Genomic DNA, 20,391 nt, shown 5'->3' with positions numbered 1-20,391 from the left:
AGCCTGCTATTGCAGGCTTTTTTCTTTGTAATATTATCAGAAATGAAACATTTAAATTTGCGGTTCCTAGTGATTTTTCTTATGATAAAAGAATGAGAATGAGAGAGGATTTTGAATAGATGAGATTAAGCGATTTTTCAATTAAGAGACCTGTTTTTACCATTGTCATCATGCTATTGGTCATCATTCTGGGCGCGGTTTCTTTTTTTAAGATTCCCGTTACTTTGATACCGGAATTAAACCCTCCAATCGGAGTGGTAGTTACAAATTATCCTGGGGCCAGCCCCACTGAAGTAAGTGAAAAAGTAACAAGGCCCTTAGAGGCGAATTTATCCACCTTGCCAGGAATTAAGTCGATTCAAAGTTCATCCCAAGAAGGTTCGAACTTTATCTTGCTGGAATTTGACTGGTCCACGGATATGGATGATGTGCAGGCGGATATTACGCAGCGAATCGATTTAACACCGGTTCCGGATGACTCGAACCCGCCAAGGTTCTTGAAGTTTGACCCTGCACAATTCCCAGTTCTTCAATTGTCCTTGCGCGCAACCGAGTCTGGAGAAGACGTACGGATTTTAGCGGAAGAGCTGGAAACGGAATTACTGCAGACTGATGGAGTTGCCAATGTTAATATTTCCGGTTCATTGATTGAAGAAATCAATGTTGCATTAAATCCGGAAACTTTGGAAGAAAAAGGCCTGCAGCAATCGGATATTGTTCAGCTGATCCAAGCGAATAATATTTCCTTGCCTGGGGAAGCGATTGAAACGGAAGATGGGCGGAATTTAACAACACGGATTGTCAGCACCTTAACAAGTGTTGAAGATATCCAGAATCTCGTAATTACAGTCAATCCGTTAGATGGAGAAAACGTGACCATCGGCGATGTGGCGGAAGTAACGCTTGGTGAACGGGAAAGAACTTCAGAAACTCGGGCAAATGAAGAACCTGCGGTCCTGTTATCGGCACTTCAGGAATCCGGCGCGAATACAGCCGACGTTTCGAGTGCATTTCAAGACAGGCTGAACGAACTTCTTGAAGAAGAAAGATTTGCCGGAGTAGAAGCGGATATTTTATTTGACCAAGGTGATTATGTTCAATTAGCGGTCGGCAATATTGGGCAAACTTTAATTTATGGCGGTATTTTCGCCATGCTCGTATTGTTCTTTTTCCTACGCGGCATAAAGAGTCCGATTATTATCGGAGTAGCGATTCCTTATTCCGTAATTGTGACGTTTGTCTTGATGTATTTCTCGGATTTCGCTTTGAATATCATGACGCTTGGCGCCCTGGCTCTAGGCATAGGGATGTTGGTCGATAATGCAATTGTCGTTATCGAGAACATCGAGCGCCATTTGGCAATGGGCAAAACTTCACGGCAAGCTGCTTCTGATGGCGCCAAAGAAGTTTCAACAGCTATCATCGCCTCGACTTTAACGACCATCGCCGTATTTGTACCGGTAATCTTTATTACGGGCTTGATCGGTGAAATCTTCACCGAATTTGCCTTGACGATTTCGTTCAGTCTTTTTGCCAGTTTGGCAGTGGCTTTGACCGTTATCCCTATGCTTGCATCCCGCATGTTAAGCAAGCCAAAAGGGAATATGGAGGCCAGAAAACGGCGTTCGAAGGGATTGAAAAAATTTGAGCGGTCCATTAAATGGGCCTTGGCACATCGGTTAGCTGTCATTTTAGCTGCGCTGGTGCTTTTAGGTGTTGGAACTTTAGGCATCCTGCAAGTGGGCACAGAATTCCTCCCAGCTACTGATGAAGGATTTGTCAGTGTGTCCGTTGAGCTGGAAAATGGTGCTTCTCGTTCAGCTACGGATGAGGTCGTCAATCAAATAGAAGAAGAACTGAAAAAAGAAGAGGATATCGATGTTTATGTCAGTTTGATCGGTACAACTCAACAAGGCCAGTCCCAAGGGACCTCGGCAACGAATACGGCCGAAATTTACGTGAAAATGATTCCTTTGGATGAACGGGATCGGTCGGTGTTCGATTTTGTTGATGAGGTTCAGCCTCGGGTGCTTGATACAATAGGAGAACAAGCCGAAGTCAGTTTTAACTTGCAGACAGCTGCAGGATCGACTCCGAATAGTTTAACTTTCACAGTTACTGATACAGACAAAGCCCGGTTAGATGAAGCCATAAGCCGTCTGAGCGAAGAAATTCGCGAGCTTCCGGATGTCACCGAACTGACCAGCGATCGGGAAGAAACGATCGATGAACTTCAAATGGTGATCAATAAAGAAGCGGCAACAGAATATGGGCTCGCACCTGTCCAGATTGCCCAAACAGTCAATAACACGACACGTGGTGTGCAAGCTTCTCAAATTCTTGCTGAAAATGACGAAGTATATAGCGTATTTGTAAAATTTGATGATGAATACAAAAACAGTGTGGAGAAATTGCGCACACTGAAATTGCGTACACCGGCGGGGCAGTTCATTGAATTGCAGGAACTTGCCGACATTAGCATCGAGCAAGGTCCCGTCAGCATTCAGCGCGTCGACCAAGCTGAAAGTGTTTCGATAACAATGCAGTATAAGTCGGATATCAGCTTAGGTGATATGTCTGATAAAGTGGATAAAGTGATTGAAGAATTAGATCTTGATGAAAATACAGTCATCACTTTTGGCGGTGATCGGGAATTATTTGAAAGTGCTATAAACGATATGCTCTTGGCTGTCATTCTTGCAGTCGTCCTGGTTTATATTGTTATGGCTGCCCAGTTCGAGTCTTTCAAATATCCGCTTGTGATCATGTTTACCGTTCCTTTGATGTTCATTGGAGTAGCCATCGCTCTTTTCGTCACTCAAACTCCAGTCAGCATTACGGCCGTCATCGGATTGCTGGTGCTGGTCGGTATTGTTGTCAATAACGGAATCGTGTTAGTTGATTATATTAACCAGCGAAAAGCCGCAGGACTGGAATCGTATGAGGCGATTATTGTTTCGGTAAAAGACCGTCTGCGTCCAATACTGATGACAGCACTCACGACCATTTTAGGATTGGTCCCTCTTGCTCTTGGTATTGGTGAAGGAACAGAAATCAATCAGCCGATGGCTATTACCGTTATCGGGGGTATGATCAGTTCCACTTTCCTTTCTTTATACATTGTTCCAATTGTATACAGCCTATTCGACCGCAATACAAGAAAGATGAATAAAAAGCAGGGTTAAATCCCTGCTTTTTATTTTTTTGCATTTTTATTTGGAATATTTAGTATAATGAATGAAAATCAACTTCAAATGATGGGCGTGTTTGGGGTGGAAGGAGTTGGGTTCATGAAAGAAGTCGTTTTCACAGGCTTTCCTGGGTTTATTGCAAGCCAATTAATTCGCACGGTCATCAAAAAAGAAAATAGCGTATCCGCAATCGTCTTGGCGGCTGAAATGGAAAAAGCAAGAAGGAAGGCTGATGAAATTCAGCGGCTCACTGATTGTGGACCCATTCGGTTGATGGCAGGGGATATCACCAAAGATGGGCTGGGGTTGAACGATGAAGATACCGCCTATCTGAAAGACAAAGAAGTGGTGTTCTGGCATCTTGCAGCCATTTATGACCTGGCTGTCCCTCGTGAAATCGCTTGGAAAGTGAATGTTGAAGGCACGAGAAATGTAAATCGATTTGTATCTGAGCTGCCTCATCTATTGCGCTATATGTATTTCAGCACGGCTTATGTAGCGGGTGATAGAGAAGGTACATTGTATGAAGATGAATTGATCCGGCCGGAAAATTTCAAGAATTTCTACGAAGAAACGAAATTTGAAGCAGAACTATTAGTTGAAGAATTGAAAGAGACATATCCCGTGACCATTATCCGGCCAGGGATTGTTCGAGGGAATTCTGAGACGGGTGAAACCATTAAGTTTGACGGTCCGTATTTCTTTTTGAACATGATTGACCGGCTCAGAAAATTGCCTTTCATACCTTATATCGGAAGATCAACAGCTTTCATCAATGTCGTTCCGATCGATTATATATTGAAAGCCTCCGTCTATTTAAGTGAACAAGATGAAGCGGAAGGGAAAACCGTCCATTTGACGGATCCAAATCCGCATCCGGTTGAAGAAGTCTACCGGAAAATGGTTCAAGAAAAAACAGGTAAGACACCAAAACTGCGCTTGCCTCATACAGTCGCGGCATTTTCATTGAAAAGTGTTTCTTTGCAGCGATTTTTGGGGGTGGAAGCCGAAACCTTGGATTACTTAACATGGAACGCCCATTTTGATACGACGAATGCGCAACAGCTTCTTGCAGGATCCGAAATCCATTGCGCCGATTTTTTAGAAACAATCCCTACGATGGTCAAGTTTTATGAACTTCATAAATTTAACAAAAAATTTCATGTGAAGATAGGTTAAATATTTACTTCATTCCAAAAGGTGCTATAATAAAATTACAACTCAATACACTTTGGCTTTCAGTCAAGGGGGAGTAGCTGTAGGGAAACCTATTTCATAATCGTCAATACATGGTTAGTAACCATCGGTTATGATAGCGATTTTAATTGCTTAGCGAGACCTTTGCCTTTTATTAGGCAGGGGTCTTTTTTGCTGGCAAAAATTAGGAGGAGAAAGAAGATGGAAGCAGTATTATTAGAGTATGCCTGGGTCCTGTTGGTTTTAGTAGGGCTTGAAGGGCTGCTCGCTGCGGATAACGCAGTGGTAATGGCAGTAATGGTAAAACATTTGCCTAAAGAGCAACAGAAAAAAGCTTTATTTTACGGATTAGTTGGGGCATTTGTTTTCCGTTTTGCAGCCCTATTCATGATCACATTACTTGTGAATATTTGGCAAATCCAAGCCCTAGGAGCAGCTTATCTCCTGTTTATCTCGGTTAAGAGCATTTACGATCAGCGTAAAGGCGACAGTGATCAGATTCTCGATGATAAAGGCGAGAAAGTTGAGAAAAAAGGTTCTGGTTTCTGGATGACGGTTTTAAAAGTCGAACTAGCAGATATCGCATTTGCGATTGACTCTATGCTAGCGGCTGTTGCACTTGCAGTAACCTTGCCTCATTTGGATCTATTCGGCGTCGAAGAAATTGGCGGCATCAACTCCGGTCAATTTACAGTTATGCTATTGGGTGGTTTAATCGGTGTTATCATCATGCGATTTGCAGCCCATAAATTTGTTCAGCTTCTTGAGAAGTATCCGCAACTTGAAACAGGGGCATTTGTCATTGTCGGATGGGTTGGGGTCAAACTTCTTGTTATGACTTTGGCACACGAAAATGTTGGCATTTTGCCGCATGACTTCCCGCATTCAACTCCATGGACACTTACGTTCTGGACAGTTCTAATCGGTATTGTCGTAGTAAGTGCCGTTTTAGGTGTACGTAAAAGCAAGCAAGAGAATGTTTGATAAAAAGCTTCCTACGGGAGGCTTTTTCTTTTGGAAAATTATTCTTTAGATGCGGACATAAAGATGTAAAAATCTCCGAATATATATAGAAAGCAAGTTAACTCTTCCTTTTCATTTCTAAATGCTGCCGTTACAATCAGGAGTAGTGAAGAAATGAAAAGAGGTGAATGGTCATGCTTTTGTCTGCAATAACAGGGTTATTTGGTCGAGATGGTAAACATTCTGCTGAAGAATTAGCGCTGCTCGCCAAAGCTGGGGATGAAGAGGCTTTAAATGAATTGCTTCAATCTTATGCCCCTTTTGTAAAAAAAACTGCAGCACAAGTATGCAAACGATTCATCGATCAGCATGATGACGAATGGAGCATTGCGTTGTCAGCATTTCATGAAGCTGTTAAAGGATACGAAAAAGATAAAAATGCTTCCTTTCTAACGTTTGCCCATTTAATCATTCGCAGAAGAGTGATTGATTTTATTCGAAAAGAAAGTAACCGCTCGGAATTCAGCCATGATTTCCAAGTTCAGATAGATAGTGATGAGACCAATCATTGGATTGAAGCCGATGCAGCTATCAAACATTACGATGTAAAAAAGCAAGCAGAGATCCGCAAAGAAGAAATTCACTTATATGAGCAGATGCTTGCAGAATACAAGCTCAGTTTCCAAGTCTTAGCTAAAGTTTCACCCGCTCATGAAGATGCCAGAAAAACGGCCGTGCAAATTGCACAGATGATAGCAGAAACAGAAGAATACTTTGACTATCTTTGCGAAAAAAAGAAATTGCCGATTAAAGAAATTGAACAGCATGTCAAAGTGTCCCGAAAGACCATTGAACGGAATCGGAAGTATATTATCGCTATTATTGTTTTGATCAAAAGTGATTTACATTATTTAAAAGATTATTTAAAGGAGCGGTTGCTTTAATGCAGATGCAAAAAGGAATTTGTCTGGAATTGAATAAGGACCGCTCCGTCTTCATCTTAAAGGATGGCAGATTTGTAGAGGGCCGCCCAGCAGATGAAGCGGCTGTCGGAGAAGAGGCTTATTTCTTTCCGAAAGTAAAAAAAGCCAAAAGCCGCGTAGGGATGATGTTGGCACCGGCTGTGTTAGCGGCGGCCATCCTCATGCTTGTTTTATCAACAGTACTTCCTTCAAATGAAGCTTATGCCTATGTGCAGATAGAAGTGAATCCGAGCATTGAAATGGGAATTGATGAGAATTTCCGAGTGGTATCATTAAGGGAATTAAATAAAGATGGCCTGGAAGTCATTTCGAAGATAAAGGATTGGGAAAATCTATCGGTAGATGAAGTTCTGGAAAAAGCCATCCTGTTGTCATTACGGGAATCGACAGAAGAAGTGACCATTACAACGGTAGTGACTGGCGATAAAAAAGAAAGTTTGGCTGATCTCGAAGCTGCGGTATTGGCTGTTTCAGCTAAAGTGGCAAAAGAAAAATTAGAAGTCCATTTAAAAGAAGCAAGCCCTGAGCAATGGAGAAAATCTATTAAGGAAAATGTGCCAGTCGGCCAAAAAGTAGAGGACTTTGAAGTTTTTGAGGAATCTTCAAAAACGAAAGAAACTCCGGCGGACAGCAAGCCGCCTTTAAAAGAAAAAAGTAAGCAGAAAGATCCGGTAAAAGCACCGCCTGACTCTTCTGAGCAGAACAAAGAAAATCTTGCACCAGAACAAGAGAAGAAAGCGACAGCACCGGAACGTTCAAATCGAGCAACGCCGCCTGGCCAAGAGAAAAAGCAAACACCGCCTGGCCAAGAGAAAAAGCAAACACCGCCAGGACAGGAAAAGAAAAAGGCAACGCCACCTGGCCAAGAGAAAAAGCAAACACCGCCAGGACAGGAAAAGAAAAAGGCGACGCCGCCTGGCCAAGAGAAAAAGCAAACACCGCCAGGACAGGAAAAGAAAAAGGCGACGCCGCCTGGCCAAGAGAAAAAGCAAACACCGCCAGGACAGGAAAAGAAAAAGGCGACGCCGCCTGTTCAAGAGAAAAAGCAAACACCGCCAGGACAGGAAAAGAAAAAGGCAACGCCACCTGGACAGGAAAAGAAGCAAACACCTCCAGGACAGGAAAAGAAAAAGGTAACGCCGCCTGGACAGGAAAAGAAGCAAACACCGCCAGGACAGGAAAAGAAAAAGGCAACGCCGCCTGGACAGGAAAAGAAGAAGGCAGCGCCGCCTGGCCAAGAGAAAAAGCAAACACCGCCAGGGCAAGACAAGAAAAATCCAAATGGACAAACTGGAAATAATAAAGGGAAAAACGGAAAAGAGTAGAAGTCCTTCTTCTGCTCTTTTCGCTTGTTTTAGGAAAGTAATTTATTTTATCCTTTCTTTTTCCACATTCTTTTCATAGAATAAGGAAAGAAGATAAGGCTGAAGGGAATTAAAAGTTATGAATAAATCGCTGCAAAAAATTAGGTCATTAACGCCTGCGCAGGTAATCGTTTCGTATTATTTCGTAGCGATTGCCTTTTCCTTTTTGCTGCTCAGCTTGCCGAAAGTGCATTTGCCTGGGGTTGAAATAAGCTGGATTGATACATTATTCACAGCTGTGAGTGCAGTAAGTGTGACAGGATTGACGGTCATCAATATTTCAGAAACCTACTCTATTTTCGGCATTGCGATTTTACTGTTCATCCTGCAATTAGGCGGAATCGGAATCATGTCCATCGGGACATTTTTCTGGTTATTGGTCGGCAAGCGCATCGGATTGAGAGAGCGCCAATTGATTATGGTGGACCACAACCAATTCAACATGTCCGGAGCGGTTAAATTGATTCGGGAAATCATTAAAATCCTTTTGCTGATCGAAGCAGCCGGAGCCATTATTTTCACTTTGTACTTTACGCAGTATTACGATGGATTCGACGAAGCCCTGCTGCATGGGATTTTTGCTTCTGTCAGTGCAACGACCAATGGTGGATTTGATATTACAGGCCAGTCGATGGCTCCTTATTTTAATGATTACTTTGTGCAGATCATTAATATGATCCTGATTATCTTAGGGGCAATCGGTTTTCCTGTATTGATCGAACTGAAAGAATTTCTATCCAATAAAAACAAGAAATTCCGTTTTTCGTTATTCACGAAAATCACGACCGTGACGTTCGGAGGATTATTGTTGATAGGAACCGTGGTTTTGCTGGCTTTCGAATCTTTTAAAGCTTTTAAAGATTATTCTTGGCATGAAACGCTTTTTGCTGCGATGTTCCACTCTGTTTCTTCCCGTTCTGGCGGCATGACAACTATGGACATCACTCAATTTAGTGAAGCGACCAATCTGTTTATGAGTGCATTGATGTTTATTGGCGCTTCGCCAAGTTCAGCTGGAGGCGGTATTCGAACAACGACTTTTGCCATTGCGCTTTTGTTCTTGATCAATTTCGCACGGGGAAAAAATACGATACAAATATTCAAAAGAGAAATTCAATTGATTGATGTATTCCGGTCTTACGCCGTAATTATCCTTGCAGGATTCATGGTCTTGGCAGCTACAATGGCATTGATTTTAACAGAGCCAGCTGCTAGCCTAATCGAAATTGTGTTTGAAATCACCTCAGCATTTGGAACTTGCGGAATGTCGCTCGGCATCACCGAAGACTTATCCAGTCCTGGTAAATTGATTATCATGGCATTGATGTTTATCGGACGGGTTGGCTTGATATCGTTCCTGTTCACGATAGGTGGAAAGACTGATCCAACAAAGTTCCATTATCCTAAAGAACGCGTGATCATCGGGTAAAGATTTGCTTGCTTTAAATACAGAAAAAGCCACAAAAAGACTATAAACCGTGCCTTTTTTCGATTTAATGATTATAATTGGTATAATAGATTTTTAATCGGAAATGAGTGAAAAGAATGAATGAAGATATAAAGCAATCGTTGAAGTTATTTATCGTGATGTCGCGCGCACATAAAGCGATTTCCGAACAAACCAATCAATTTTTCCAAGCAAATGGCGTGAATCCGACAGAATTTGCTGTCTTGGAGCTTCTTTACCATAAAGGCAAACAGCCTCTGCAGAAAATTGGCGGTAAAATCCTGCTTGCGAGCGGGTCTATTACGTATGTCATTGATAAGCTGGAGAAAAGGGGCTATATTACGCGCGTCAATTGCCCGTCTGACCGTCGCGTCACTTACGCTGAAATATCCGAAGCCGGTAATGAATTTATGAGCCAGATCTTTCCGGAACATGAAAAACATCTCCATGAGCTCACTAACGCCTTATCGAGTGAAGAAAAAGAGCAGGCCATCGAATTGATGAAGAAACTCGGATTGTCGATCAAGGATTTATCTTATTAAGAACAGCAGAAACAGGCATTGAAGAGTAATTCCCTTTAAATTCAGTAAGCATTAAAAAAGCAGCCTTTATAGGCTGCTTTTTTTCGTTTAGTTTGTTGAGTCGATAGTTTGTCCCATTTTGATAAAGTCAGGAGTCGCATCAATAGCGGTTTTATCGAAAATAGTAAGGCGTACGATTATGTCATCTTTTTCATAAACAACGCCAGTCACTTTTCCTTCAGCGCTAGGAATTTCATAAACGGAGGAGTTGATGTACTCTTCTCCGTCCAGTGCTGCGCCTTCAGTCATTTCCGCTTCGCCGTTTGAGGCTTGTACAGTCTGTTTCATGATATCTTCTGCATAAGCAAAGTCGAGGTCGTCAGGTGAGAAAGTTTCCACACGCATGAATACGGAAGAATCTGAAGTAAGGAAAAGCGAATCTTTTCCAGGCTCTTCAGAAGTCAGCTCATAAGCAGGCAATACCGTGATTTCATATGCTTGTTCAGGGCTTTGTGTTACTGTGCCTTCTGTTTCAGGCGCCTCGGTTACTTCGTCAGCTTCTGTTGCTTCTTCCGTTTCATCAACAGATTCAGAAGGGGCTTCTGTTTCTTCAGGGTTTGCATCTTCTTCTGATTCTTCAACGGCTTCTGAATCCTCAGCAGTTTCCTCTGCTGGCGTTTCTTCCGCTGTTTCATTGTCTACCACTTCTTCAGTAGCCTTGTCCGGAGATGATCCGGTATTTTCATCAGTCGTTTCTTCCGACCCGCATGCAGCCAAGAAACCGCCGATTGCTAGAATAGATGCTGCAAATAATAAATTCTTTTTCATAAAAATTCCTCCCTTTACTCTAGTTGACGCACTGACCTGGCAATATGTTTCATTTTAAACAGCCAATGGCGCTATAAGAAACAATAATACTATCATAACGAGATGTGTGATAATTAGCAAAGGCATGCTGCGCTTCCATTCGTATAAGCCGCCTAGAACCAGGCCAGCTGCCAAGCCTGCTAGGGCACCTAGCCAGAAACCGCTGATGCCGATCGCTAGTGCAAACAGGGCACTCGAAAGGATGATCGTCCATTTCAACGACATGTATTTCTTCAATTCCTTCTGGACGAATCCTCGCCAAAAAATTTCTTCTCCTGGAACGATTAAAAACATGAGCAGCAAATAATGCCAAATAGAGGCCGGGGCATAGGTGTTAAGGAAAGAACGCACTGATTTTTCCACTGTTAACGGGGACCACTGCATCAACTGGAAACCGCCGGCAATCAATGCATAGATCAATCCGCCGAAAACTAAGCCGTAGATCAAAGACTTCCATGTCGGCATTTCATCCAATATTTTCGTATAGAGCATGGCGATAGACATTAAGACCAAGATGGAAAATGTATACATATACCAAAAAATAGCAGTATCACGGAAAGCTAAGTCATATAAGAACAGTGCCACCGGGATAAATAAAATCAATTTATGATCTTTTAAAAAAGTGAACATGAAAAATCCTCCTAAAAATGAAAAGCCGTTCTTAAAAATCCAGATCGGCTTGGCTAAGACTGTGTAAGTTATTTTAATGTTGTATACTGTTAAATAAGACCAATTATTTTTGGGTGGTGTAGCTACCTATATTACACATGAAAGCTTAAGGTATCCAATAATTATTATAACAGACAAAAACAGTCGGTTTGGGGACGAAAGGAGAATATTCTATGACCAATTACGAAGAAATGCTGGAGCAATTGAAAAATGGCGAGTTGGAATCCATCAAGATTGAAAAAGAGGATTTTTTGGAATTCCGGAAAGTATTAATTGAACGGCCGGATTTTAAGCATTTTCGAGGGGGAGCTTATCATCACGGCATCACGATTTATACATATACTGAAGAACCATCAAAATAAGCAGCAATACATACAAGGGGGAGCCTAATGGGGACATTGAGCGAAGTTAAAGGTCATTTGAATGAATTGATTGTCGGAAGGGAAAAAGAAATTGATTTTATGTTGATTGCGTTGATCCAGGAAGGGCATGTGTTATTGGAAAGTGTGCCGGGCTCGGGGAAAACCTGGATGGCAAAAGCGTTCGCTGGATCGTTTACAGGGCAATTCCAACGACTGCAATTTACTCCGGACGTCTTGCCGTCTGATGTGACCGGCATCCGTTTCTTTAATCCGAAAATTCAAGAATTCCAGTTGCGTCCCGGCGCGGTTTTGACCAATCTTTTATTGGCAGATGAAATCAACCGGGCTACTCCGAGAACGCAATCGAGTTTGCTTGAAGCCATGGAAGAAAAGCAAGCGACCATCGATGGGGAGACCTTGCAATTGCCAAAACCCTTTATTGTGATTGCTACCCAAAATCCAGTGGAGTCGCAGCAAGGCACGTTCCCGCTGCCAGCGGCCCAATTGGACCGTTTTCTTTTTCGTCTGGAAATCGGTTATCCGACTCCAGAGGAAGAAATGAAAATCATCCGAAACTTCCGGGACAATGTGTCCCATAAAAAAACGATTCAGGCAGTGGCCTCGATTGAGGATGTTAAGGGCTGGTCACAAGAAGCGAAAAAAGTGAAAATCCATGAAGATGTTGAAAGGTACATCATTGGTTTAGTCCGGGCAACACGGGAACATCCCATGATCGAGCTGGGCTTGAGTTCGCGTGCAGCACTGGCTCTTGTCCATGCGGCACAAGGAAAAGCTTTTATCGATGGCCGGAATTTTGTGACGCCTGACGATGTGAAGTATGTATTGAAGCCGGTCGCTCTGCATAGGCTGCTCCTATCAGCAGAAGGCCTGCTCGTTTTAAAGGCGAGCGATGTGCTCCAGGAAATTTCAGAATCTATTCCTTCGCCTGTTGAGGCGATCTAATTATGATGTGGATCCGACATGACCATCATGCTAAAAACACCAAATGGATATTCGGTTTTTTGCTGGTTTTCTTATTTATGGCATTGGTTTTTCTGCAATTCGCTGCTGCTGCCGTTATCGCCTTTATTGCTGCGATTGTGGGCTTTCAATGGCTATATTTTTCTAAAGTCGGCAATGGGCTGGAGTTTAAAAATGAGAAGCTGCGGAAGCGGGTGCTGAACGGAAGTGAAACTTCCTGGGAGTTGGCTTTCGCGAATAAAGGATTGCCGATTTGGGGAGGCAACTTGAAAATCTGGTTTTCTGATGCGGTTCAATCCAAAAGCGATTTAATGGTGAATTACGGAGAATTAGTAGAAATGGATTTGCCTTTAACGGTGGGACGCAATGAGACGATTGTTTTAAAAGTTCCGTTAATCGCCAAGCAACGCGGCTTAGCGCGGTTGAAAAAGATGGAACTCAGCGTCCCGCATCCGTTTGGCGAAGGAAATGTCGTGCTGGAATACAAACCGATGATTCTGCAGGAGCAGCTCGTCTACCCGAAACTCCGGAAGAATCCGTTCCGTTATGCACCATCCCATCAACGGCCTGGCCAGTTCAATTTAAAGCATTCCCTTTTTGAAGATACGTTCCAGCCAATTGGCACAAGAGATTATGTGCCGACTGACCAATTTAACCAAATCCACTGGAAAGCCAGTGCGAGGATGCAAACTTATCAGACGAGAATCGTTGAACGTGTCGCTAATGAGTCGATCTTGTTTGTGATGAATGTAGCTTCTCATTATGCCACCATTACCAATTTAGAAGAACGCATAGAAGAAGTCGCTTCCTATATAGAACATTGCTATAGGGAAGGCATTCCTTATTCTTTAGCGATTAATATCCGCTCCGCCGGAAAAACACCGTATATTTATTTGGCTTCCGGTGAAGGGCAGATGCAGCGCCAAAAAGCGTTGGATTTTCTTTCATTGATCTCCAAGAACCATTCCACAATGCCATTCCGTTCCATGTTGGCGCATTTGGATGTTCATACGGAGCTTCCCTTCACGACTTATCTCCTGATGGAAGATCCAGCTGATGTGATGGAATTCGCTTCAAGATGGAGTCGAAGAACAGAATTGAAAATGCTAAATGGGACGAAAGGGAGTGAAAGTGCATGATCAGCGCACGCTTTCTTTCTGCCGGCAAATATATGCTTGATGCATTCGCGATTTCACTCATCTTCGTTTTTTTCGCAAATGAAACAGACTTGCCGCTGGCTTTCATTTGGCTCGTTTCAAGTTTTGCTGTTGCTGTTCTTAGCTTTCTCATTTTTGCAAAATGGCCTTATCATGTAGGGGTAGCCTTTGCTCTTTCTGCGCTCACCATGTCAGCGGCAATTTTGCTCGGCGCATCGGTAGGGGTTGCCCTATTATTAATCCTATTAACCATGTACCGGCTCCATGCCCGCTTTTCGGTTCTTGACGACGGATTGAATGCAGACGGAAATTTTCTGCTGATTTTCGTCCTCTTGTTTTGTGCGAGCCTGATTGCGGACTTGTTCAGCCCGTTAGCTGATTCTTCAACGATCATTTTCTCTATTGTAGCTAGTGCCCTTGTTTTCTATGTGTTTTTCCGAATGGCTTACCGCTATTTGGAAGCGAGAACCTACGGGGTAAAATTAGGGCAGGCGATTAGCGCTGCATTAGCGGTAGTTGGAATTTCCGGTGTCCTTTCTTTTCTTGTTTGGTTCCTTGCAGACGAAGTAAGGCAAGGTACGGCATTTGTTTTGGCCGGAATTCTCCGAGTTGTCCTTTGGCCATTTGCGGGAATTATGGAAAAACTGACGGATTATCTATCCGGTTTATCCACCGAATCCGAAATGGAAGCGACTTTAGAAAAGATGGGGCCGGATGAAAGTGAAGAACAGGCACAGGAAATAATCCAGTCCGGCAGTTTTGATTTTCCAACCGAAGTCTTTTTGGGAGCCGGAATTTTAGTGGCTTTAATCGCGTTGATCTTTTGGCTGAAGAAAGTAAAAGTCGAAAAAGGAATCGAAAAGCCGGAAAGTCATGTGTCGGTAGAACGTTTTGCAACCATCCCTGAAAACGTAGAAGCTGAGGCGAAAAGTCCAATTGTGTACGGAGAAATGGATCTTCAGATTGTCAGAGAAGCATTCCGAGCATTTGATAGGGAAGCAGCAGCGGCAGGGAAAGGGCGACAAGATTTTGAAACGGTGAAAGAGTGGACGGCCCGAATGGCATGGCCGGTTTCCGACAATTTCTTTCAGACCTATGATTTCGTCCGCTACGGCGAAGGGTCGATATCCGAAAAAGAAGCATTGCCCTTTATAAATGAAATCCAAAAATTGAAAGAAAATTTTTTGAAAAAAGATGTTTAGAAGAGGTTGGCAGCGGGCATAGTATACTTGAACACAGCAACATTCTCATTTCCCCCTTTTGTGGTCGGCTCGGTAACGGGTCGGCTTCTTTTTTTTGCCTTTTTCCAAACTTGCATCCTAAATTATTAGCTTATGCAAAGTGGTTGAGCTGGAGAATCAATAAATAGGGATGAATGATCAGAAGATTTTTGCTAAACTGATTATACAACTTGAAGGAGATGTTACATATGGAAGTAGGATTTATCGGAACCGGAGTTATGGGGAAAAGTTTGGTTAAGCATTTGCTAGAGGCAGGGCATCAAGTTTCCATCTATACCCGCACCGCTAAAAAGGCGGAAGAGCTGATCGAGAAAGGAGCCGTTTTGGCCGAGTCGCCGAAGCAAGTGGCAGAGCAGTCAAATGTAGTATTTACGATGGTCGGCTACCCAAGTGATGTAGAAGAAGTGTATTTCGGTGAAAATGGTTTGCTGAAGCACGCTAGAAAAGGGAGTACGTTTGTGGATATGACCACTTCCAAACCGAATTTAGCTAAACGCATTTTTGAGGAAGCGAAAGCTAAAGAGATTGATGTCTTAGACGCCCCGGTGTCAGGCGGTGACGTCGGAGCTCAGAAAGCGGTTCTTTCCATTATGGTCGGAGGCGACGAAGCCGTTTTCAGAAAATCGCTCCCGTTGCTGCAATTGTTCGGTGAAAACATCGTCTATCAAGGGCCTGCGGGTTCTGGACAGCACACCAAGATGTGCAATCAGATCAATATCGCAACGAATATGATCGGCGTTTGCGAATCTTTGATTTATGCCAAAAAAGCGGGGCTTGATCCTGAAACTGTTTTGCGGTCGATTTCATCGGGGGCAGCAGGTTCCTGGTCGTTATCCAATTTGGCTCCGAGGATGATCGGCGAAGATTTTGCTCCGGGCTTCTATATCAAACATTTTATAAAAGACATGAAAATCGCTGCAGAAGAAGCAGAGCAAATGGGCTTAAATCTTCCAGGGCTGCGCCTTTCACTAGGCATGTATGAAGAACTTGCCGACCAAGGCTTTGAAGAAAATGGCACACAGGCATTGATCCATTTCTACAGCAAATCGTAAAAACGCTATAAAAAATAAAACACCGAAAGCCTATAAGGCTTCGGTGTTGAAATCAATCAAAATAAGATTTTTTCGGCGTGTAGAATCGATCCATTTGCCGAGGCTGATAAGATTTCGTGAACTGTTTTTTCGGTTCTTCTTTTTTCTTCGGCGTAAGGCCGGTCAATTCGCTTAACATTTCTTTCGCCATCTTAAGGTTCATGCGGCTAGGCGGATTTCGATAAGACTCATCGAGCTGGCCCAAATGTTCGAGATTTTCAAAGTCTTCTTTTTTCGGCAGCATGTGAAAATAATAATTTCCGCATTTTACGAGGACTGAAGATTGCTGTTGACTTTTCCGGGGGTTTTTGCTGAAGTGAAGCCCGATCTTTTGGGCGCGTTCTTGAAGAATCATGATAGAAAGTGCTTCTTTTTTCAATGCATACAGATATTGATTGTCCGGCGCAGTTTTAGCGTGCCTATTCACTGTGAAAATGGCTTGGGCGATATCAGAATCTGTTTTTTTAATGGACATGGGCTCATTCCTTTCTTTGACAATTCTTTTACAGTGCAATTACAGATTCATCATATCAAAAATCGTTACGGGTGTATACCGGTGCAAATAGTGAATTTCCATTATTTAAATAGTAATCATATTGGGGAAAATAATGAAAAAGGGGAAATGCATCATGCTAGCAGGAAAGACGATAATTGTAACAGGCGGTTCAAGTGGAATGGGATTGCATATGGCACAAAAATTTGCAGCTGAAGGTGCCAATGTAGTCATCACGGGGCGCGATATGGAAAAATTGAATGAAGCGGTGAAAACAATTGATGCGCAGCGGGGATCGGTAGAAGCTTTCCAAATGGACGTCCGTGAACCGGAACATGCAAAAGCGATGGTCAAGTTCACGCATGAAACTTTTGGCAGCATTGATGGCCTGGTCAACAACGCTGCAGGGAATTTCATAGTCCATGCAGAGAAACTGACGCCGAATGGCTGGAAATCCGTCATTGATATCGTATTGAATGGTACTTTTTTCTGTTCCCACGCTGTCGGCAATTACTGGATTGAAAATGGCATCAAAGGGAATATCATCAATATGCTGGCCACATATGCTTGGAATGCAGGGGCTGGTGTCGCACATTCAGCTGCAGCTAAAGCTGGGGTCATGTCATTGACCCGGACATTGGCTGTTGAGTGGGGAACGCAGTTCGGCATTCGGGTAAACGGGATCGCTCCTGGTCCGATTGAACGCACAGGCGGAGCTGATAAACTATGGGAATCTGAAAAAGCGGCAAAACGGACATTAGAGTCGATTCCAATTGGCCGCTTGGGCAAACCGGAAGAAGTGGCAGAGCTTGCCGCCTTCATGATGTCGGATAAAGCCTCTTATATGAATGGTGAAATTGTCACTTTGGATGGCGGGCAGTGGTTAAATAAATTTCCATTTTAATACGGAAAGCGAAAGAACAAAATAGAATAGTTCGAATAAAGATGTTATGATGAAATCGAAGTAAGTAGTGTGACTCGTTTAGGATGCAAAAGGAGAAGAGTACATGATTTCATTACCTAGCAGAGATTTTTTAGATACGCCAATTGAAGAATTTATCATTTCATCGGAAAAAGTCGCGCATGTGCAACTTGGAAATAGTGCTGAACATGCATTGCTTGTCTTAACAAAAACCGGATATTCCGCTATTCCCGTATTGGATCCTAAATACCGCTTTTGCGGTTTAATCAATGCCCAGCGGATTACGGATGCTATTTTAGGTTTAGAACACATTGAGTATGAACGTTTGCCTGATATAAAAGTCGACGAGATTATGCAGACAGATTTGCCGCTGATCAACATCACTGAACGTTTTCAACGCGCTTTGGATTTACTGATTGATCAAAACTTTCTATGTGTAGTAGATGCTGAAGGTATGTTTATGGGGATTCTCACGCGCCGAGTCATTTTAAAACAATTAAAAAAGCAGATTTATCAATTAAGAAAATAATGTTGAAGTTATAAGAAGGTCTCATTTTGAGGCCTTTTTTCTGTCAATTGAAAGAAGGGTCAAAAGATGAAAAAAACAAATAGGCCACTGGTGCTTGCTGCGGTCATGCTTGCAATGTTTATCGGAGCAGTGGAAGCGACTATCGTTTCAACCGCTATGCCAAGCATTTCTGCTGATCTCGGCGGATTTGAAAAATACAGTTGGGTGTTTTCTTCTTATTTGCTGATGAGCACCGTGACGGTCCTCCTTTACGGAAAACTATCGGATATATTCGGCAGAAAACCGATTTTTGCAATCGGGGTCCTGCTTTTCTTGTTCGGATCCTTACTCTGCGGCTTAGCGGATTCAATGGAAATGCTTATTTTCTACCGGTTTGTCCAAGGAATTGGGGCTGGAGCCGTTTTACCGATTGCTACGACCATTGTCGGCGATATCTATTCAGCTGAAGAACGGGCAAAAATCCAAGGATATCTGTCGAGTGTCTGGGGGATATCAGCTGTTACGGGACCGGCAATCGGCGGTATTCTCGTGGCCACCATCGGATGGGAGTACGTCTTCTGGGTGAATATCCCTCTTGGAATCTTGGCTTTGCTCGGCGTCCTGCTGTTTTTAGTGGAACCTGCCAAAAAATCGAAGCCTTCGATTGACTATATGGGTGCATTTCTATTAACAGTTTCATTGACGGCTTTCCTCTATTGGTTAGTGGAAGGCGGTGTCGGCTTTCCGTGGGTGTCGGCGCAGTCGGCAGTATTGTGCGGAGGGGCATTGCTCGTCTTTGGCTTATTCATTTTAGTTGAGCGAAAAGCAGTGGATCCGATGATGCCATTTGATATTTGGAGTAATCGTTCCATTTTATATGCGAACCTTGTTTCACTTTTCACAGGCGTTATTTTAATTGCGGTTTCGAGTTATTTGCCTACATATGTAACTGGAGTGATGGAACAATCGGCTACAGTGGCTGGATTCACCTTAACTGCGATGTCTATCGGCTGGCCGATTGCTTCCTTCTTTTCCGGAAGGCTGCTGATTAAATTCGGCTATTTCAAGACTTCGTTGGCAGGCGGTGTCTTTCTCGTGATTGGCACGCTTCTCTTCGTCTTAATGGAACCGGGATTCGGACCATTTTGGGCAGCGATGTCGAGTTTCTTCGTAGGAGTCGGGATGGGGCTGACAAGCACTTCATTTATCGTATCCATTCAAGCAGCGGTTTCTTACGAGCAGCGCGGATCTGCGACAGCTTCCAATGTGTTCATGCGGAATTTGGGAAGCACCATTGGAGTAGCTTTGCTTGGAAGCCTTCTGAATTCTTCCCTATTAAAGTATTTCAATGAACGAGAACTGAATTTGAATTTGAATTCAGTAAACGAATTGCTGACACAAACCGGGAGAGAAACGATAGCGGCTGAAACCTTGGTTTATTTACAAGAAGCTTTGGGCGGTGCGTTGCAGAATGTCTACGGCGTAACGGCATTGTTTGCCGGCATAAGTTTCCTGCTGATTTTCGGTTTGCCAAGAAAGAAAGGGTTGAACGGCGATGTCCAATGAAGAGTTGATCATAAAAATTTTAGCTGAGGAAGGGAATATGCGAAAAGCTGCGGAACGATTATTTCTTTCGCAGCCGGCACTTTCCCAACGGCTTCAGACGATTGAAAAAGACTGGGGCGAACAGTTATTCATCCGCTCCCAGAAAGGATTGACCCCGACCCCTGCGGGCGAATTGGTCATTGAATACGCCAATGAAATGATTCAGCGCAAAGAAGAAGTGTTTGAAGTTCTTCATACATTGACATCGAAAGTCCATGGGACGTTGAAAATCGCCTGTGCCACAATCATTGGACAAAATTGGCTTCCGAAAGTCTTAAAAGATTTCGTGACGCTATATCCGGAAGCGAAAATTCAGCTGATCACCGGCTGGAGTTCTGAAATTGTCCGTGCTTTATACGAAGGGGAAGCCCATATCGGAATTGTTCGCGGACATACGGACTGGAAAGGACCTAAAATCCACTTGTTCAAAGATACGCTGTATTTGGTCGATAAGGAAATTCAAACCTTGGATGAAGTTGTGAAAACCGAGCGCCCTTTCATCCAATTTAAAAGCGACTCGAATTATTACGAAGAAATTCAGCAATGGTGGCAAAAGCATTTCTCATCCAATCCAAAACGCCAAATTACAGTCGATCAAATCGAGACTTGCAAGCAAATGGCGGTCAATGGAATCGGCTATGCAATTTTGCCTTCAATTACGTTAAGCGGTGCGGAAGGGGTTCATATGATGCCACTTTCGAGCAGTGCAGAAGAATTGGAATTGACCCGCGACACATGGCTGATCGGCTACGATGCTGCGTTTCAACTAAGGCAAGTTGAGGCATTTGTCGATATAGTCAAAAAACATGCCGCTTTATTAAGCTAAAGT

Annotated in this window: 19 protein-coding genes; 16 read left to right on the top strand and 3 right to left on the bottom strand. The window is 43.2% G+C overall.

Features of this window, described 5'->3' with window-relative positions; all coding sequences use genetic code 11:
- Nucleotides 1-119 precede the first annotated feature (119 nt).
- From NFU07_RS03670 to NFU07_RS03640, 7 genes are all read left to right on the top strand, one after another.
- Nucleotides 120-3,185 (top strand): efflux RND transporter permease subunit, encoded by a 3,066-nt coding sequence (locus NFU07_RS03670; protein ID WP_235196717.1) that lies wholly within the window; start codon nucleotides 120-122, stop codon nucleotides 3,183-3,185.
- A gap of 105 nt (nucleotides 3,186-3,290) precedes the next feature.
- Nucleotides 3,291-4,370, top strand: coding sequence for an SDR family oxidoreductase (locus NFU07_RS03665; protein WP_251474826.1), 1,080 nt, complete (start codon nucleotides 3,291-3,293; stop codon nucleotides 4,368-4,370).
- Between the two features lie 219 nt (nucleotides 4,371-4,589).
- Nucleotides 4,590-5,372, top strand: a complete 783-nt coding sequence (locus tag NFU07_RS03660; protein WP_235196715.1) for a TerC family protein — start codon at nucleotides 4,590-4,592, stop codon at nucleotides 5,370-5,372.
- 173 nt (nucleotides 5,373-5,545) lie between these two features.
- The gene (sigI, locus tag NFU07_RS03655; protein WP_251474823.1) at nucleotides 5,546-6,295 is read left to right on the top strand and encodes an RNA polymerase sigma-I factor; all 750 of its coding nucleotides are present in this window, start codon (nucleotides 5,546-5,548) and stop codon (nucleotides 6,293-6,295) included.
- Complete coding sequence (locus tag NFU07_RS03650) at nucleotides 6,295-7,659, top strand: anti-sigma-I factor RsgI family protein (protein WP_251474820.1); 1,365 nt, start codon at nucleotides 6,295-6,297, stop codon at nucleotides 7,657-7,659. The genes sigI and NFU07_RS03650 overlap by 1 nt, the downstream gene beginning before the upstream one ends.
- Before the next feature lie 118 nt (nucleotides 7,660-7,777).
- Nucleotides 7,778-9,127, top strand: coding sequence for a TrkH family potassium uptake protein (locus tag NFU07_RS03645; protein ID WP_251474817.1), 1,350 nt, complete (start codon nucleotides 7,778-7,780; stop codon nucleotides 9,125-9,127).
- A 116-nt stretch (nucleotides 9,128-9,243) separates the two neighbouring features.
- Entirely contained in the window at nucleotides 9,244-9,687 is a 444-nt protein-coding gene (locus NFU07_RS03640) for a MarR family winged helix-turn-helix transcriptional regulator (protein ID WP_235196712.1), read from the top strand.
- Between the two features lie 87 nt (nucleotides 9,688-9,774).
- On the opposite strand, the gene NFU07_RS03635 is transcribed toward NFU07_RS03640, so the two are convergent.
- Both NFU07_RS03635 and NFU07_RS03630 read right to left on the bottom strand, forming a co-directional pair.
- A complete protein-coding gene (locus tag NFU07_RS03635; RefSeq protein WP_251474813.1) occupies nucleotides 9,775-10,494 on the bottom strand; it encodes a hypothetical protein in 720 nt (239 codons plus the stop codon).
- A 54-nt stretch (nucleotides 10,495-10,548) separates the two neighbouring features.
- Nucleotides 10,549-11,163: a CPBP family intramembrane glutamic endopeptidase gene (locus NFU07_RS03630; protein WP_251474810.1), complete on the bottom strand. Its 615-nt coding sequence runs from the start codon at nucleotides 11,161-11,163 to the stop codon at nucleotides 10,549-10,551.
- A gap of 212 nt (nucleotides 11,164-11,375) precedes the next feature.
- Here NFU07_RS03630 and NFU07_RS03625 point away from each other — a divergent pair, with 212 nt between their 5' ends.
- The 5 genes from NFU07_RS03625 (at nucleotide 11,376) to NFU07_RS03605 (ending at nucleotide 15,995) form a co-directional block, all read left to right on the top strand.
- Nucleotides 11,376-11,564, top strand: coding sequence for a hypothetical protein (locus NFU07_RS03625; protein ID WP_251474806.1), 189 nt, complete (start codon nucleotides 11,376-11,378; stop codon nucleotides 11,562-11,564).
- A 27-nt stretch (nucleotides 11,565-11,591) separates the two neighbouring features.
- Complete coding sequence (locus tag NFU07_RS03620; RefSeq protein ID WP_251474804.1) at nucleotides 11,592-12,527, top strand: AAA family ATPase; 936 nt, start codon at nucleotides 11,592-11,594, stop codon at nucleotides 12,525-12,527.
- A 2-nt stretch (nucleotides 12,528-12,529) separates the two neighbouring features.
- Nucleotides 12,530-13,684 carry a DUF58 domain-containing protein gene (locus NFU07_RS03615; RefSeq protein ID WP_251474801.1) on the top strand — a complete coding sequence of 385 codons (1,155 nt, stop codon included), beginning with the start codon at nucleotides 12,530-12,532 and terminating at the stop codon, nucleotides 13,682-13,684.
- Complete coding sequence (locus NFU07_RS03610) at nucleotides 13,681-14,904, top strand: DUF4129 domain-containing protein (protein WP_251474798.1); 1,224 nt, start codon at nucleotides 13,681-13,683, stop codon at nucleotides 14,902-14,904. The genes NFU07_RS03615 and NFU07_RS03610 overlap by 4 nt, the downstream gene beginning before the upstream one ends.
- Before the next feature lie 218 nt (nucleotides 14,905-15,122).
- Nucleotides 15,123-15,995, top strand: a complete 873-nt coding sequence (locus NFU07_RS03605; protein ID WP_285835932.1) for an NAD(P)-dependent oxidoreductase — start codon at nucleotides 15,123-15,125, stop codon at nucleotides 15,993-15,995.
- 52 nt (nucleotides 15,996-16,047) lie between these two features.
- On the opposite strand, the gene NFU07_RS03600 is transcribed toward NFU07_RS03605, so the two are convergent.
- The gene (locus NFU07_RS03600) at nucleotides 16,048-16,509 is read right to left on the bottom strand and encodes a YkyB family protein (protein ID WP_235196703.1); all 462 of its coding nucleotides are present in this window, start codon (nucleotides 16,507-16,509) and stop codon (nucleotides 16,048-16,050) included.
- A 154-nt stretch (nucleotides 16,510-16,663) separates the two neighbouring features.
- Here NFU07_RS03600 and fadH point away from each other — a divergent pair, with 154 nt between their 5' ends.
- The 4 genes from fadH to NFU07_RS03580 all read left to right on the top strand — a co-directional run bounded on the left by fadH (nucleotide 16,664) and on the right by NFU07_RS03580 (nucleotide 20,388).
- Nucleotides 16,664-17,431 (top strand): 2,4-dienoyl-CoA reductase, encoded by a 768-nt coding sequence (fadH, locus tag NFU07_RS03595; protein WP_235196702.1) that lies wholly within the window; start codon nucleotides 16,664-16,666, stop codon nucleotides 17,429-17,431.
- Nucleotides 17,432-17,534: 103 nt separating this feature from the next.
- Nucleotides 17,535-17,978: a cyclic-di-AMP-binding protein CbpB gene (cbpB, locus tag NFU07_RS03590; protein WP_052651020.1), complete on the top strand. Its 444-nt coding sequence runs from the start codon at nucleotides 17,535-17,537 to the stop codon at nucleotides 17,976-17,978.
- Between the two features lie 66 nt (nucleotides 17,979-18,044).
- Nucleotides 18,045-19,523, top strand: coding sequence for an MDR family MFS transporter (locus NFU07_RS03585; RefSeq protein ID WP_251474793.1), 1,479 nt, complete (start codon nucleotides 18,045-18,047; stop codon nucleotides 19,521-19,523).
- Entirely contained in the window at nucleotides 19,513-20,388 is an 876-nt protein-coding gene (locus tag NFU07_RS03580; RefSeq protein WP_251474789.1) for a transcriptional regulator CcpC, read from the top strand. The genes NFU07_RS03585 and NFU07_RS03580 overlap by 11 nt, the downstream gene beginning before the upstream one ends.
- Nucleotides 20,389-20,391: the final 3 nt, after the last annotated feature.

Source organism: Planococcus sp. NCCP-2050, from assembly GCF_023708025.1.
In the GTDB taxonomy this organism is placed as follows: Bacteria; Bacillota; Bacilli; order Bacillales_A; family Planococcaceae; genus Planococcus.
Note: the sequence above shows the minus strand (reverse complement) of the source record. Positions and strands in the feature narration are given on the sequence as shown.

Coding starts and splice junctions, on each gene's coding strand:
- NFU07_RS03665 (WP_251474826.1), top strand. CDS start 3,291: ATGAAAGAAGTCGTTTTCACAGGCTTTCCTGGGTTTATTGCAAGCCAA.
- NFU07_RS03620 (WP_251474804.1), top strand. CDS start 11,592: ATGGGGACATTGAGCGAAGTTAAAGGTCATTTGAATGAATTGATTGTC.
- NFU07_RS03615 (WP_251474801.1), top strand. CDS start 12,530: ATGATGTGGATCCGACATGACCATCATGCTAAAAACACCAAATGGATA.
- NFU07_RS03610 (WP_251474798.1), top strand. CDS start 13,681: ATGATCAGCGCACGCTTTCTTTCTGCCGGCAAATATATGCTTGATGCA.
- NFU07_RS03660 (WP_235196715.1), top strand. CDS start 4,590: ATGGAAGCAGTATTATTAGAGTATGCCTGGGTCCTGTTGGTTTTAGTA.
- NFU07_RS03585 (WP_251474793.1), top strand. CDS start 18,045: ATGAAAAAAACAAATAGGCCACTGGTGCTTGCTGCGGTCATGCTTGCA.
- NFU07_RS03600 (WP_235196703.1), bottom strand. CDS start 16,509: ATGTCCATTAAAAAAACAGATTCTGATATCGCCCAAGCCATTTTCACA.
- NFU07_RS03580 (WP_251474789.1), top strand. CDS start 19,513: ATGTCCAATGAAGAGTTGATCATAAAAATTTTAGCTGAGGAAGGGAAT.
- fadH (WP_235196702.1), top strand. CDS start 16,664: ATGCTAGCAGGAAAGACGATAATTGTAACAGGCGGTTCAAGTGGAATG.
- NFU07_RS03650 (WP_251474820.1), top strand. CDS start 6,295: ATGCAGATGCAAAAAGGAATTTGTCTGGAATTGAATAAGGACCGCTCC.
- NFU07_RS03640 (WP_235196712.1), top strand. CDS start 9,244: ATGAATGAAGATATAAAGCAATCGTTGAAGTTATTTATCGTGATGTCG.
- cbpB (WP_052651020.1), top strand. CDS start 17,535: ATGATTTCATTACCTAGCAGAGATTTTTTAGATACGCCAATTGAAGAA.
- NFU07_RS03605 (WP_285835932.1), top strand. CDS start 15,123: ATGTTACATATGGAAGTAGGATTTATCGGAACCGGAGTTATGGGGAAA.
- NFU07_RS03630 (WP_251474810.1), bottom strand. CDS start 11,163: ATGTTCACTTTTTTAAAAGATCATAAATTGATTTTATTTATCCCGGTG.
- sigI (WP_251474823.1), top strand. CDS start 5,546: ATGCTTTTGTCTGCAATAACAGGGTTATTTGGTCGAGATGGTAAACAT.
- NFU07_RS03670 (WP_235196717.1), top strand. CDS start 120: ATGAGATTAAGCGATTTTTCAATTAAGAGACCTGTTTTTACCATTGTC.
- NFU07_RS03635 (WP_251474813.1), bottom strand. CDS start 10,494: ATGAAAAAGAATTTATTATTTGCAGCATCTATTCTAGCAATCGGCGGT.
- NFU07_RS03645 (WP_251474817.1), top strand. CDS start 7,778: ATGAATAAATCGCTGCAAAAAATTAGGTCATTAACGCCTGCGCAGGTA.
- NFU07_RS03625 (WP_251474806.1), top strand. CDS start 11,376: ATGACCAATTACGAAGAAATGCTGGAGCAATTGAAAAATGGCGAGTTG.